We start from the raw sequence: 13,776 nt of genomic DNA, 5'->3' as shown, positions 1-13,776 counted from the left end.
CACCCTTCCGTACAGCAGGAGTTGAGACCCGTCCCATGTACGAACTCAGCGGAGTCAGCAAGCGCTATCAGCGCGGTAAGAAGACCATTGACGCCCTGGCCGGGGTCGACCTGACCATCGAGGACGGTGGCCGCCTGGTCATCCAGGGCCCCACCGGCGGCGGCAAGTCCACCCTCCTCCAGATGCTCGGCGGACTCGACCGGCCCACCGAGGGCAGCGTCGTACTCGACGGTGTCGACCTGGGAAAGCTCAGCGAGGCCAAGCTCACCAAGGTGCGCGCACAGAACATCGGCTTCGTCTTCCAGTCCTTCAACCTGATACCGACACTCACCGCCCAGGAGAACGTCGAGACCGCGCTCGTCCCGCTCGGCCTCAGGCCGTCCGAACGCCGCGGGCGCGCCGCCGACGCCCTGGGGTCCGTCGGCCTCGCGGAGCGCTTCGCGCACCTCCCGTCCGAGATGTCCGGCGGCCAGCAGCAGCGCGTCGCCATCGCCCGCGCCCTGGTCAAGAACCCCAAGGTGCTGCTCGCCGACGAGCCGACCGGCAACCTCGACGAGGGGATGCGGGACGAGATCATGGAGGTGCTCGAAGTGCTCTGGAAGGAGCACGGCCTGACCTTCATCATGGTCACCCACGACACGGCGCTCGCCCGCAGGGCTCCCCGGCTCGCGACCATCCGCAAGGGCCGGGTCACCATCACCGAGAACCAAGCCGCGTAGTACCGCAGTTCTCCCGGTGCGGCCGTACGGAGGGCGGCCGCACCGGGTCGCGGTGCGGGGGACTGCGCGGCAGCCGGCCCGTCACGCCCTCGCTGTTTCAGCGGGTGCCGAGATCTTCGGCGGTTCCTGCCGAGAAGAGCATCGCGGTGAACCACGCGTCCTTGTCCGGGCCTTCGGCAGGAATGATCAGGCGTCGCCTGATCCAGGGTTCCTTCCTTCCCGGCAATTCAATGATCGCCTCGGCCCAGATTCCTTCTTCGCTTTCGGAGAATGCGAACTTCCTCAGCGTGGCGCCGTGCTCGGTGAGCTCCTGGGGAAGCGCATCCGATACGTCCGCATACACCTCGTCGAGATATGCGCGGTGCTGCTCGGTCTTCTTCATCGGCCCCTAGCGGCAGCAATTGAGCGTAAGGAGTTCTGCGGAGAGCCTATCGCTGGGCGCAACGGTGAGTTCCGCTCCGCACTGTCCGGCCCGTGCGCCTGCTCCGCGCGGCACGACCGGCCCCGTAACCGCACCCCGCACCGGGACTCCCACCTTGCGGAAGACGGCCCCGCCGACGCGCCGCCCGAGTGGCCGGGCGTCCGGCTTCCCCGCACCGGCAGCCGACCCTGCCCAACAACGCCACGGAGGAGGGGACTTACGGTTGCCGTGAAGGAAGCACACCACGGATGCCCATCACCGCGTACAGAAGCTGAGCACCTCGCATGCGATCCGGCCGATCACCGTTGGGCCGACGTTCACACCGTGTTGGTGTCCACTCGTTTCGATGAGCGGGTCGATGAGCGGGCCGCAGCACCCGTGTCCAACTGCCCATGCCCCACATGAGGAGCTTTCATGGCCCCCGATCCGATCACTTCAGCGTCCGAGTCAGAGCCCGGTGACGAACCCGGGGCGACGACCGGCGCCACCCGCCGCCGGTTCCTCCAGGGCAGCGGGGTCGCCGCCGGGACACTAGTGCTCGGCGCGACATCCGGGGCGGGCGGAGCCTCCGCCGCTCCGAGCCAGCCGGGACATGTCCTGCCGAAGGGCTTCAAGGGCAACATCTCCGACCTGAAGCACGTGGTGATCCTCATGCAGGAGAACCGGTCCCTCGACCACTACTTCGGAACGTTCCCCGGCATACGCGGCTTCAACGACAAGCAGGCGCTGCGGTTCCAGGACGGCACCACCGTCTTCCAGCAGAAGGACGGCGCCGGCAACGTCGTCACCCCGCAGGCCGATGACGGGGCCTGGGGAAACGACCACGGAGCCTGGGGTGACGTCGACCACCGGAAATGGGATCTCTGGGTGCAGCACAGCGGCGCCAGCTGCATGAATTACCACAGCGACGCCTACATGGGCTTCTACCACTCTGTCGCAGCCCAGTACACCGTCGCCGACCAGAACTTCTGCTCCGAATTCGGGCCGACCGACCCCAACCGGAAGTATCTGTGGAGCGGTACCGCCAACACCGAGACGGGCAACACCGACGAGTCCAACTACTCCCGTCCCTGGATCACGGTGCCCGAACAGCTCCAGCGGGCCGGCATCGACTGGCGGCTCTACTCCGACAACAGCGGCAACGGGCGACAGGGGTACATCAGCTCCTGGGTCGGTGACTACGGCGACAACGAGCTGAAGTACTTCAAGGGCTTCGATCCGGAGGGGCTGAGCGCCGACGACCCGAAGCTGACGCCCGGCACAGGCCTTATCTGGCGCGGTAACGCCACCTACTACTCCGGCACGACCACGCCGGACGACGACTCCGACGAGAACCTCGACGCGGTACTCAAGAACTTCCATGACGCCTGCCGGCCGGGCGCGGAACACCCGCTGCCGGAAGTCTCCTGGCTCGTGGCGCCGTACGGCTGGTCCGAGCACCCGAGCGCGGACACCCAGCACGGTGAGCGCTACGTCAAGAAGGTGCTCGACAGTCTCCAGAGCAACCCCGATATCTGGAACCACACCCTCTTCATTCTCAACTACGACGAGAACGACGGGAAGTTCGACCACGTGCTGCCGCCGTGGCCCGAGCCGGGCACGGCGCGCGAGTACGCCGGCGACTATCCGCTCGGCATGGGGGCGCGGGTGCCGATGCTGCTGGTCTCGCCGTGGACCCGCGGCGGCTACGTGGCATCGGAAGTATTCGACCAGACCTCGACGATCAAGTTCCTCGAGACGTGGGCGAGCCACCTCGGCAAGCCGTTCCGCTGCCCCAACATCAGCGACTGGCGGCGCTCGATCACGGGCGATCTGACCAGCGCGCTCGACTTCTCCCACCCCCAACCGGGCCCGGCCGCCTTCCCCGACCCGCGCGCCGAGCGCGCGCAGCCGATCGCAGCCGACCACATGAAGCCGCGCCCGCTCAGCTTCCATCCGCACGCGACGATCTCGGAGGACCGCGCGTCGGGTACGGTCACCGCGAGGATGACCCTGACCGGCGGCCCGGACGGCAAGGCACTGAGCTTCCAGGTGTTCCCCGACAAGTACCGGTCGTTCTCCAACACGCCGTACACCGTCACCGCGCGCAAGCCGCGCGACTACACCTGGGACACCAAGGCCACCGATGGCAAGTACGCCTTCTCGGTCTACTCCAACGACGGCTTCGTGCGCTCCTTCGCCGGACAGGTGGCCCCCGTCGGCCACCGGGACGGCGGCCTGCCGCGCGCGGAGGTCGAGCTGTTGAAGGGCGAGGGCGGCAGGCACAAGGCTCAGGTGAGACTCACGTTGCACAACGACGGCACCAGGCCGGTGAACTACACGCTCACCGCCCACGACTACCTCGGCCGTACGCAGAAGGTCACCGTGGCCCACGGCAGGACGAAGGCCGTCATGTGGCCGACCCTGGAGGGCCGCTACGACGTGGTCGTCACCGCCGACACCGACACCACTTGGACGCAGCGCTACGCCGGCCGGATCGCCACTGCCGGAAAGGGCTGATCCGCCGCAGCAGATCCTGATCATCCGCATGCGACCGCACCCGCCGCACATCACCGCGGCGGGTGCGCGCCGCTGCTGGGAAGCGGGAGCGGGCCGACCGGCGCGGTTGCGGCCGCTGCTCGAAGGAGAGTTGTCCGCGAACTCCCCTGGAATTGTCCGTGGTCGGTAACGGGTGCATCCTTCGGCCCACGTCTCTCGTCCTGCTGAGTGGTCGAAGGGTGACCGGGATCGGCGACTGCGAGATATGGGGCGGACATGGCACGGCACGGCGGCGGGCGGGGCTGGTACGGCAAGGTGCTCGGGGCGGGGCTCGGGGTGACGATGCTCGCCGCCGGTGCCTCGGTGTGGACCGCGCAGGCCGGTTCCGCGGTGGGACCGTCACCAAGGGCGACCGCGCCGGCCACACCGGGCAGTGGCGTCAAGCCGGTCGCAGTCACCATCGCGCACGCTTCGGACGCGGGGGCGCGTGGCGTCAACATCACCGTCGATGACGGCCCCGACCCGGTATGGACCCCTCAAGTGCTCGACCTGCTGCGGGAGTACGGGGTGAAGGCCACGTTCTGCATGGTGGGGACGCAGGCGCAGGCTCACCCCGACCTCGTGAAGAAGGTGGTCGCGGCCGGGCACCGGCTGTGCGACCACACGGTGTCGCACAACACCGGCATGGACAAGGCCTCCCGGACCTACCAGTCGCACCAGATACTCGACGCCGAGCGCATGATCACCAAGGCGTCCGGCGGCGTACGGCCGATGTACTACCGGGCGCCCGGCGGGGCCTTCACCCCGTACAGCCGCAAGCTCGCCGCTTCCCGGGGGATGCGTCCGCTGGGCTGGAACGTGGACAGCAAGGACTTCGAGCGTCCGGGCACGGACGCCATCGTCGCCACCGTCGAGAAGGAGCTGCCCAACGGTCCGACGCTTCTCTTCCACGACGCGGGCGGCGACCGTACCCAGACCGTCGACGCCCTGCGCCGGATCCTCCCCCGCCTCAAGGAGCAGGGCCGCTCCTTCGGTTTCCCGGTGCGCTGAGCCCGCCCCTGGCCGGTCCCTGCTTCGGGCCCCGGCCCGGGTCATGCGGCTCTGCGGTGAGGAACACGCTGGGGAAGGCGGCGTCGGCGGGAGGTCATGAAAGCGGCCTGAGCCACCACAGGAGGAAACCGCCGAGCAGGAGGATGAGGCACACGGCGAGGTTCGTCCGCCGGTAGAGGACGAACAGCGCGACGAACTCACGGATCGTCGCACTGGGCCAGAAGTAGGCGGCCGTCGGTGCGCCCACGACGTGACCTCGTACCCCTGCCCGGCGGGCGGACACGGCAGCGCGGAACGCATGGTAGTTGCTGGTGACGATCACGCATCGGTAGTGCGGATGCGCCTTCTCCATGATCGTCGCGCTGAAGCGGAGATTCTCGTCGGTGCTCGTCGACCGGTCCTCACGCTCGATCGCGGCGGCTGGGAATCCCCGCTCGACGAGGTAGTCGGCCATGGCGTGCGCCTCGGGTACCTTCTCGTCGGGCCCCTGCCCACCGGAGACGAGAAGTACGGGCCGCCGGCCCCGTGCCGCGATCCGCTCGTAGACCTTGCGGCCCCGGTCGAGCCGGTTCGTCAGCAAGGGCGGCGGAGTTGCTCCGCCGGTCAGGCCCGACCCGAGAACCACCACATAGTCGGCCTTGCGGGGGATGTACAGGCGTCCGTAGACAAACGCATACCCGAGATAGCAGAGGAACAGGAAGCCGATGTAGCTGGACAGGGCGGCAGCGGTCGCCGCCACGACCAGCAGTGTGTGCTGCCGCGTGATCGCCGCTGTGACCAGGAGGGCCAGCACGCACAGCAACGCTGTCCCGGAGAGCAGGGACAGCAGATTTCCCGGGCTCGACCCCTCCCTGCGCACCATGACCACGCCGTTGGCGAGCAGACAGCAGGCGAGCGTGACTATGCCCATTGCCAGCAGGGCCGCCAGCACCGCTGCGGCATTCCTCGCGAGGGCGGGATGGTCCCGGGAAAGCCCGACCAGCCACGCCGCAAGGGCGAGGACGAGCACAAGCCCGAGCAGAACGGCGTTGCCGATCCGGCGGCGGTCCCCCAGCACCCGGGCGCAGAACACGAGGAGGAGCAGTGCCGCCGGGGCGTAGATCAGCATGTCCCACAGGGTATGCGGCGTGAGGGACCGGCAGCCGCGGGGCTGGAAGCCACTCGCACGCCGCGGTGGCGAGGGCCTCGGGGGAGGCAGCGGGTGGCCTGTTGCGGGCCCGGCAGCGCCGGGATCCGGAGTCCCCTCAGGCGCCCGCGGCGGCCGGGGACCGCTCGGGCAGGACGACGAGGAACGAGTCGGATTCCAGATCCATGACCACTTCGGCGGGGATCCCCTCACCACGCCGCTCGGCCGCATAGGCCTCCGCGGTCCATGCGCCACGCGGGGCCCCCGCTGGGAACGACCGAAGGACTTCACCACTCATGACAGGCCTCCCGCACTCACACCATCCGGTTGGGAACTGACCATCGCATTCCCCGCATCACGAAGCGAACACCCTGCGACCGGAGCGAAGTCCGGTCACCGATATGCCGCCGGGTTCCGCTCGATCGGGCTGTCCCCGCGTCGTGGCCGGCACCGAACGCGACGGAGAGGGCCGCGCGAGCCGCATGGTGGGGCATCTCGGCCGGTGTGTGCTCACGCTCCGGTGGGTGGCGGAGTGCTCGCCGCCGTCCGTGACCGCGCCGGTGTCAGCAGACCGTGTTCGTGAATCGCCGCCATCGAGAGGGTTCTGTAGCCGGCGTCGCTGAACAGGGCCGTGACGCGTTCTCCTTCCTGGCTCATGATCTCGCCCGCACCCCAGATGCTGTGGTGCACCTGGGTGCCGGGAAGGAAGTCGTCGTCCGCGGGCTCGGTGTGCTGCGTGACGGGCGCTTCGGTGCCGGCCAGGACACCGGTGTGCCGTGTACCGCTCTCCGGGTCCTGGCCGGCCCGGTCACAGGTGTCGCAGCCCGTGCAGCGCTGCTCCTTGCCCAGGTGCTCGCCGAAGTAGCCGAGCAGATGGCTCCGCCGGCAGCCGGTGGTCTCCGCGTACGCCCGCATCATCTCCAGGCGCGAACGCTCCAGCCGTACGCGGGCGGCGGCCAGGCGCAGCGCCTCCTTGGCGCAGGTGTCGCGCCGTGCGCCGGGGACAACATGGATGCCGTCCTTCGCACCGGTACGCAGCCCCCCGGCCTCCTCCAGCAGATGCACGAGCGAGCCCAGCGCCGTCTGCGACAGGTCCGTCTTCTCCCGCAGGGCCGTGACGCTGACGCCGCCCGGATGAGCTCGCACCACGTCCATGAGGTGTGTGAGCGTGTCGGCGTCGGGCCGGCCGCCGGTCCGGTAGCGCTGCGCCGACAGGTCTTCGGGACGGTAGGCGAGAATCGCCCTGGCCGGCTCCTCGTCGCGGCCCGCGCGGCCGATCTCCTGGTAGTAGGCGTCCAGCGAGCCGGGGACGGAGGCGTGCAGCACGAAGCGAATGTTCGCCTTGTCGATTCCCATGCCGAAGGCGGAGGTGGCGACGACGACGTCGAGGGAGCCTTCACGGAAGTGATCGTGCGTGCTGGTGCGTTCCGCGGCCGTCATTCCGGCGTGGTAAGCAGCGCTGTCGAACCCGAGCGCCGCCAGTTCGCCCGCGTACTCCTCGGCCTCCCGGCGCGTGCCGGTGTAGACGATGCCGGGCTTGGCCTCGGCGGCGGCGCGTTCGAGTACCCAGCGGCGCTTGCCCGCGTCGTCCTGGTGGGGCGTCACCTCCAGGTGGATATTGGGCCGGTCGAAACCCGCGACGACCTCGTGGACGTCGTTCATGCCCAGGCGTTCGACGATGTCGGCACGCACCGGCGCCGCGGCGCTCGCCGTCAGGGCAAGCAGCGGTGGCCGGCCGATCCGCTCGCGTACGTGACGCAGCGAGAGATAGTCGGGACGGAAGTCGTATCCCCAGGTGGAGACGCAGTGGGCCTCGTCGACGACCATCAGCGCAGGACGAGCGGCGGCTATCTCGGCGACGACATCGTCCTTGGCCAGCTGCTCGGGTGAGACGAAGAGGAAGTCCAGGGCGCCATCGCGGACCCGTTCCCAGGCGGCTTCGTTCGCGCGCGTGCCCTGAGCGGAGTTGACCGCTCCCGCGTCCGGGCTTCCCTTGGCTCCGGTCAGAGCGGCGACCTGGTCACGCTGGAGTGCGATCAGCGGGGAGACCACAACAGTGGGCCCCTCCAGGAGGACGCCCGGGACCTGGTAAACGGCCGACTTACCGGCCCCGGTGGGCATCACGACGATGGTGTCCCGGCCCTGCATCACAGCGGTCATCGCGTCGAGCTGCGCCGGGCGCAGCTGCTTCCAGCCGAAGACGTCGCGGGCGCTGCGGCCGAGGCGCCGCCTGAGGGCGACGGTTCTGAAGGGCATGGCGCTCCTGAAAGCAGTGTCGTGCGCGGGTGATTCGCCTCGCCTCTACCCCCTGAGCGACAGACCATGGCGCGAACGGCTCGCCCATGGGTGCGGCGACGTCTGCTCGGAAGCAGCCGTCTGCGGCTTCACGCTCTTCCCCCGTGGTGCGCCGGATCCGCACCACAGCGAAACGGGGCTCGGGCGTCCGGGGGCGGGCGGTGCAAAGAATGCGTACATCGCTTCTCTGTGCCGAGTGGCGCAGACGGGACAGGGCAGAAGTAGTGCCTCGTATGCATCATCCCGGCGCGTTATTCGGAGGTAGGCATGTCTCCTGACGGCGAATTGTGCGACTTTGGTGCTCTTCGGTTCGGGCACCGCGGTGAGTTCCAGCGTGATGCCGCACAAAGCGTGTGTGACGCCGTGCGTGAAGCAGGCGTACGCGACCTGTTTGTGCTGGTACACGGAGCGCACAATGATCGCGGAATGTCGGACGCGGTGGATGAATCGTTCATCGGCATGCTGAACCGCGCTGCGCCTCGGGGCGGGGAGCGGGCCGGGGTGGTCTCAGCGCATTGGCCTTCGATGTGCTTCAGGGATGAGGGGCCTGCTCGGGCGGGTCCGGAGGGCTCTGCGCCGGAGGAGAGCCGTTCCGACGGCATGAGAATGCTGAGCAGTGATCTTTCCAGGGTTTTCCCGGATCGGAGCGGGACGGTCTCGGAGATCCTGAAGATCCTGCATGACCGCCCCACGGTCGAGATGGCATTCGACTCGCTCGGTTCTCTGCTGCGGCGCTTCGCCGAGATCCCTTCGGAAGACCCGTTGTCGGCGTACGCGACGGATATGGGGGACGAGGTGCTCCCGCAGGACGATCCGATGATGCTGTTCGAGGAAACCCGGACGATGTGCCGTGAGTTCGCGGGGGCGCTCAGCGACATGCGCAGAGCTCTGAAGGCGGACGGCGGGCAGGCCGCGCGGCAGCACCGGTCCGGGCCCGGAGCTGCCGAGGTGTCCGAGGAGGGGACGCTGGGCGAGACGCACTCGGCCGGGCCGCGGCCGGTTCACCCGGTCAGTGATCGAGTGAAAAGGGTCGGCACCGTTGACGGAGTTCACGCCGGTGTGGGAACAGACCGGCGCGATACGGACTACGCCGAGCTGTGGGACGGTGCCTTCGAACTGTTCCGTCAGGTGGTGCGGTTCGCGCTGCGTCGCAGGGCAGGGCTTGTCGGGCGTCAGGGGCTCGGGCTCTGCCTGCCGTTCTTCGCCCGGAATTCCGGCGTGCGCCTGCACCTGGTCGGACACGGGCTCGGTGGACGGCTTGCCGGATTCGCACTCGGGGGCCTGGAGGAAAGCGAGGCGGAGCCGGTCCTGTTGGACTCTCTCACGCTTCTTCAGGGGGAGATGTCGCACTTTGCCTTTGCCGACAGTCTTCCCCAGCAGGTAGCCGGTCATGGGGCGCTGTGGGGACTGCAGCGCATGGTCAAAGGCCCGGTCGTGTGTACCTTCTCTCATCTCGACAGTCATTTGGGCGTCATGTACCCGTTGTCGACCCAGATGATCGGTGACTCGGCGCACCTCTCCTCCACCGCTCGAAAATGGGGGGCGCTCGGCTTTGACGGCGCTCAGGGTGTCGGCGGACTTGTTTCCCCGGTCGATCTTCAGGACGTGACCGCACAGAGCGAACTTCCCGCCTCGCACGTGAATGTCGATGTTTCCACCGCGATCCGGTCCGACCGGATTCCCATGGGAGGCCATCATCTGATGTTCGACCCCCTCATGGGGCGTCTGCTGTGGCTGGCGGCCCGGAGGCGATGAGGGAATGCGGCCGCCGGACTTCTCCGCACCGCATCCCTGGGGCAGGTTCGGGTGTGATCGGGAACTGGCGCGCATGGGCAGCGCAACGCTGGGCACATGGCGGTAGCACGACAGAGATCCAGCAGCCGCCGAAAGCGCGGTCGGCCGGGATTTCGCCCGACCCTGGCTACGCAGTGGACGGGAAGAAGGTGCAGAGGGCGGCCGAAGGCGGCGGCCCGAACGCACCGAAGAGAAGATCGGAATCGTAATGATCATCCTTGGCGTCATTCTGCTCCTCATCGGCCTGCTGGTCGGAGTTCCGCTCCTGACAACGGTCGGCGGCGTGCTCGTTGTGGTCGGCGCGCTCCTCTGGATCCTCGGCGCGACCGGACGCAAGATCGGCGGACGCAGGCACTACTTCTAGGTCGCCGGAATGGGACAAGAGACAGCGGCAGGCATGGGCCACCTCGTGATCATCGAGCTTCGGACACCATAATGATCACGAGGTGGTCCGTGCCTGTCCCGCCGTCGCAACGTCCAACTGCCCAGCTAAGTTAGGTCAGTTGGGCGGAGGTTCGCAGTTCCCCCATCTGTCCGGGCAACCCGCCGCTCCTTCCCGGCGCCAGAGTTGAGGCCTGTACGGAAAGCGGGATCCGCGGTTGCCTCGGCGGTGCCTGATCCGCCGACCGGACGCGTGGGACCCCGTCTCCCGGCAGGTCGGGTCTGTCCCGGGTTGCAGCAGTCATCCGCGAACGCTCCTGCCCGCGGGGGACCTCGGCACGCTGGAATTCGCGCTGTGACGCATTGCCGGGCCGGGGCGGCCAGGACAAGAACAACGACCGGGGCTGCCACTCCTGGCCCGATCAGGGCCAGCCTGCTTCCCGCCCCAGGGCCAGGGGCAGGACCAGCGCGGCGGCTCCCACGGTGACCAGCAGCGCACCCACCTTGTCGACGCGGAGTCCGTCCGCCCCGCGGGCGCGGGGCAGCGCGGTCGCTCCTGCCGGCGAGGCGAGCGCCACCGGCACGGTGAGGAGCATCACCGGCCGCCGGCCGAGGCCGAAAAGGTCGGCGCTGAGGACGAGGCCGCCGATCAGCGGCCCGGCCGGAGACGCGACGCCCCTTGAGTCAGCCCCCTTCAGCCAGCGGCCCGCGCCGGACGAAGAGCCCGTCCTCCATGTCCAGGCACCGGGGCCTGGTACGAAGCGAGCGCACCGCCCGACCGGAAGATCGTTAACACAGCTGACCTCCGGGCGAGCCCCGACATCCGGGCCACCGGCACCACCGACGTCGCCCGGCCCTCGGCCACACGACAAGACCCCTCGTCACCGAGGGCCGGCGTAGCCGCGTCATGGCCCTTAAGAGGGTGTCGGGCTCCCGGCCCCGACTCTCAGCCCTCAGCCCTTGCCGAAGTGCACCGCGGGGAAGGCGCCCGCCGCCCTGAGGGTCTTGGAGAAGCCGTCGGCCAGTTCGGTGAGGCGTGCGGTGGCTGCCGGGCCGAGATGGTCGTACGGGGCGGCATCGAGGCGGTCGGTGAGCACCTCGGTCTCGCCGCGCAGGGACGTGCCTGCCTGCGTGAGGTCGCCCGCCTCGTCCAGCAGGCCGCGCTCGCGCAACTGGCCCCGGGCGGTGTCCCACTGCTGCGCGGACCACCCGCGGGTCCGCATGAACAGGGCCGATGTCGGTGCCCTGCCGGTGGCGTTGTGCAGGACCAACGCCTCGATGCCGGACAGACCTGCGATCGCCAGGGCGGCGAGGTGACCGTCACCCCGGTGTTCGCGCAGCAGTGTCGCGGCGTGCCACAGGGCCAGGTGCGGTTCTTCGGGTACGGGGAGGTCTGCGTTGGCGGCGTACAGCGGCCGTGCCTCCCGGCGGCAGGCTTCGGCGGCGTGCAGCGCCAGTTCGGCCGCCTCGGTCATCTGCGTGGACGTGATGACCTCGGTCCCGAGGAGTCGCTGCAGTGTTCGGTCCGCGCCGCGCAGCCGTGCTGTGAGCACCGCCTCCGGTGTGGTGACGGTCCATGCGGCGGGGATGTGCCGCTGCACGTGCTGGTGGTTGAAGTTGTAGAACGTCGCTGTGACGGTGCCCGCGTCGACGGCTCCGAGCGGTGCCGCGCGGCTCGCGAGGTAGGCCATGGCTCCACGCTCCAGTCCAAGCGCTGCGAGTTCCTCCTCCGGCTCCGGTGCGAAGTACACGGATGAGTGCAGGGGGCCGACGGCGTTGTGGCAGTGGCGGCCTGTGCTCGCTTCGGAGGTGGTCATGCTGTGGCTCCGGTCTCGGTGATCTGGTGTGGTCGTGCGGCCAGGCAGGCAGGGCACGTCAGGCTTCGTTCGTGGGTTCGTGGTGGGGGCAGTCGGTCAGTCCGGTCGCGGTCTGGGTGAGGTGCTGGGTCAGGACCTCGGCTGCGGTGTCGGCGTCGCGGGCGAGCGCGGCCTCCTCCAGCCGGCGATGTTCCAGGGCGCCGTCCCGGTCGGGGTTGCGGTGCGCCGACCAGCGGCGGGCCAGTTCGCTCGCGGTCCACAGCCGGTCGAAGGTCTCCAGCAGGACGGTGTTGCCGCACCCCTCCAGCAGGGTGCGGTGGAAGAGGCGGTGGGCTTCGGCCCATGTGCTGCTGTAGTGCTCGCCCTCCTCCGGTACGAACGCCGGGGTGCGGGTCAGACGGTGGTGGGAGGCTCGTACGCGGGATTCCCAGTCCACATCGCCGCGCTCGACGGACATGCGCAGCATGACCGGTTCGATCGTCCGACGGGCCTCCGCGATCTCCTGCCAGCGGCGGTCGGAGTAGGCCGGGACGGCGAAGCCGCGGTTGGGCAGCCGGTCCGCGAGACCCTCGCCGACCACCCGCACGAGCGCCTCACGCACGACGGCCAGGCTCACGCCCTGCTCTTTCGCGAGGTCCTGGGGTTTGAGGGGATCACCGGGGGCGTGGTCCCCGCGCATGATCGCGTCCCGCAGGTGTGTGTAGACCTGCTCGGAGAGCATCTGCTTCCCCGCCGAAGGTGAGGTGTCAGTCGTCTGGGTCATGCCTACACAATAGACGATCTAAGAGATAATCGATTATCAGTGTTATGGTCGATCTCGTTGGTGAGTGGGAGCGCGTGACATTCCGCCTCCTGGCGCCGCCGCGGCGGGACCTCCGCCGCCGCAGCACCACCACCCCACAGCACACCTGAGAGGCACGAAACCATGAGCGTCAACGACCCCTTCGCCCGTCTCCCCGAGACGGCCTCTTTCACCGTTGTCAGCGCCACCGTCACCGACGGCAAGCCCTGGTCGATCGAGCAGTACTCCGGCCTCTCCGGCGTTCCCGGCGGGAAGGACGTCTCCCCGCAGCTGGCCTGGAGCGGGGCCCCGGAAGGCACCAGGAGCTACGCCGTCACGGTCTACGACCCCGACGCCCCCACCGGGTCCGGGTTCTGGCACTGGGCGGTCGCCGACATCCCCGCCACCGTCACCGAGCTGCCCGAAGGTGCCGGCGACGACACCGGATCGGGCCTGCCTGAAGGCGCGTTCCAACTGCCCAACGACGCCCGTGCGGCCCGCTTCATCGGCGCCGCCCCGCCGGCCGGACACGGCCCGCACCGCTACTTCACCGTGGTGCACGCCCTCGACGTCGACACCATCAACGTCCCCGCCGACGCCACCCCGGCCGCCCTCGGCTTCACCATGGCCGCCCATATCCTCGGCCGCGCGATCCTGACCGCCACCGCCGAGACTCCCGCCTGAAGAACAGTCATAAGGCCCGCGCCAGGCGCAACCGAGCCCTTCACCTGGTCGATGTCCGGTGGCCGGTGCTGAGGACCTCGGCGAACCGGCTGGCCACTCGCCACGCCTGCCTCGTTCACTGGCCAACAGCCGGGCTGTGCGTTCAGCTTCTGTCGGTCCTGGTGGGCGGCCGGCGGGGGGTGTTGGCAGCGGGCCGGCCTGGGTGTCCGTCGCCGCAGGGGTCTGAGGGC

General features: G+C 69.1%; 13 protein-coding genes. 6 read left to right on the top strand and 7 right to left on the bottom strand.

What is annotated here, in order from left to right; translation table 11 throughout:
• Positions 1-35 precede the first annotated feature (35 nt).
• A complete protein-coding gene (locus OG584_RS12575; protein WP_405777938.1) occupies positions 36-719 on the top strand; it encodes an ABC transporter ATP-binding protein in 684 nt (227 codons plus the stop codon).
• 97 nt (positions 720-816) lie between these two features.
• Here OG584_RS12575 and OG584_RS12570 read toward each other — a convergent pair whose 3' ends face one another.
• Positions 817-1,101: a hypothetical protein gene (locus OG584_RS12570; RefSeq protein ID WP_405777937.1), complete on the bottom strand. Its 285-nt coding sequence runs from the start codon at positions 1,099-1,101 to the stop codon at positions 817-819.
• Between the two features lie 453 nt (positions 1,102-1,554).
• Here OG584_RS12570 and OG584_RS12565 point away from each other — a divergent pair, with 453 nt between their 5' ends.
• Both OG584_RS12565 and OG584_RS12560 read left to right on the top strand, forming a co-directional pair.
• Entirely contained in the window at positions 1,555-3,639 is a 2,085-nt protein-coding gene (locus OG584_RS12565; protein WP_405777936.1) for an alkaline phosphatase family protein, read from the top strand.
• Between the two features lie 255 nt (positions 3,640-3,894).
• Entirely contained in the window at positions 3,895-4,668 is a 774-nt protein-coding gene (locus OG584_RS12560) for a polysaccharide deacetylase family protein (RefSeq protein ID WP_405777935.1), read from the top strand.
• Positions 4,669-4,762: 94 nt separating this feature from the next.
• Here the strand turns inward: OG584_RS12560 and OG584_RS12555 are convergent, their stop codons facing one another.
• The 3 genes from OG584_RS12555 to OG584_RS12545 all read right to left on the bottom strand — a co-directional run bounded on the left by OG584_RS12555 (position 4,763) and on the right by OG584_RS12545 (position 8,050).
• Complete coding sequence (locus tag OG584_RS12555) at positions 4,763-5,776, bottom strand: YdcF family protein (RefSeq protein WP_405777934.1); 1,014 nt, start codon at positions 5,774-5,776, stop codon at positions 4,763-4,765.
• Between the two features lie 136 nt (positions 5,777-5,912).
• A complete protein-coding gene (locus OG584_RS12550) occupies positions 5,913-6,092 on the bottom strand; it encodes a hypothetical protein (protein ID WP_405777933.1) in 180 nt (59 codons plus the stop codon).
• 212 nt (positions 6,093-6,304) lie between these two features.
• On the bottom strand, positions 6,305-8,050 hold the full coding sequence (locus OG584_RS12545; protein ID WP_405777932.1) for a RecQ family ATP-dependent DNA helicase: 1,746 nt from the start codon (positions 8,048-8,050) through the stop codon (positions 6,305-6,307).
• Positions 8,051-8,356: 306 nt separating this feature from the next.
• On the opposite strand from OG584_RS12545, the gene OG584_RS12540 reads away from it, so the two are divergent.
• Together OG584_RS12540 and OG584_RS12535 are read left to right on the top strand one after the other, a co-directional pair.
• Positions 8,357-9,844, top strand: a complete 1,488-nt coding sequence (locus tag OG584_RS12540; RefSeq protein WP_405777931.1) for a hypothetical protein — start codon at positions 8,357-8,359, stop codon at positions 9,842-9,844.
• A gap of 247 nt (positions 9,845-10,091) precedes the next feature.
• Positions 10,092-10,247, top strand: coding sequence for a hypothetical protein (locus tag OG584_RS12535; protein ID WP_405777930.1), 156 nt, complete (start codon positions 10,092-10,094; stop codon positions 10,245-10,247).
• Positions 10,248-10,686: 439 nt separating this feature from the next.
• Here the strand turns inward: OG584_RS12535 and OG584_RS12530 are convergent, their stop codons facing one another.
• From OG584_RS12530 to OG584_RS12520, 3 genes are all read right to left on the bottom strand, one after another.
• A complete protein-coding gene (locus OG584_RS12530) occupies positions 10,687-10,860 on the bottom strand; it encodes a hypothetical protein (RefSeq protein WP_405777929.1) in 174 nt (57 codons plus the stop codon).
• 357 nt (positions 10,861-11,217) lie between these two features.
• The gene (locus OG584_RS12525; RefSeq protein WP_405777928.1) at positions 11,218-12,081 is read right to left on the bottom strand and encodes an SCO6745 family protein; all 864 of its coding nucleotides are present in this window, start codon (positions 12,079-12,081) and stop codon (positions 11,218-11,220) included.
• A gap of 58 nt (positions 12,082-12,139) precedes the next feature.
• Positions 12,140-12,844 carry a GntR family transcriptional regulator gene (locus OG584_RS12520; protein ID WP_405777927.1) on the bottom strand — a complete coding sequence of 235 codons (705 nt, stop codon included), beginning with the start codon at positions 12,842-12,844 and terminating at the stop codon, positions 12,140-12,142.
• Between the two features lie 162 nt (positions 12,845-13,006).
• On the opposite strand from OG584_RS12520, the gene OG584_RS12515 reads away from it, so the two are divergent.
• Complete coding sequence (locus OG584_RS12515; RefSeq protein WP_389728600.1) at positions 13,007-13,546, top strand: YbhB/YbcL family Raf kinase inhibitor-like protein; 540 nt, start codon at positions 13,007-13,009, stop codon at positions 13,544-13,546.
• Positions 13,547-13,776: the final 230 nt, after the last annotated feature.

Source organism: Streptomyces sp. NBC_00859, from assembly GCF_045161865.1.
Lineage (GTDB): Bacteria > Actinomycetota > Actinomycetes > Streptomycetales > Streptomycetaceae > Streptomyces.
This window is presented reverse-complemented; position numbering and strand designations above follow the sequence as displayed.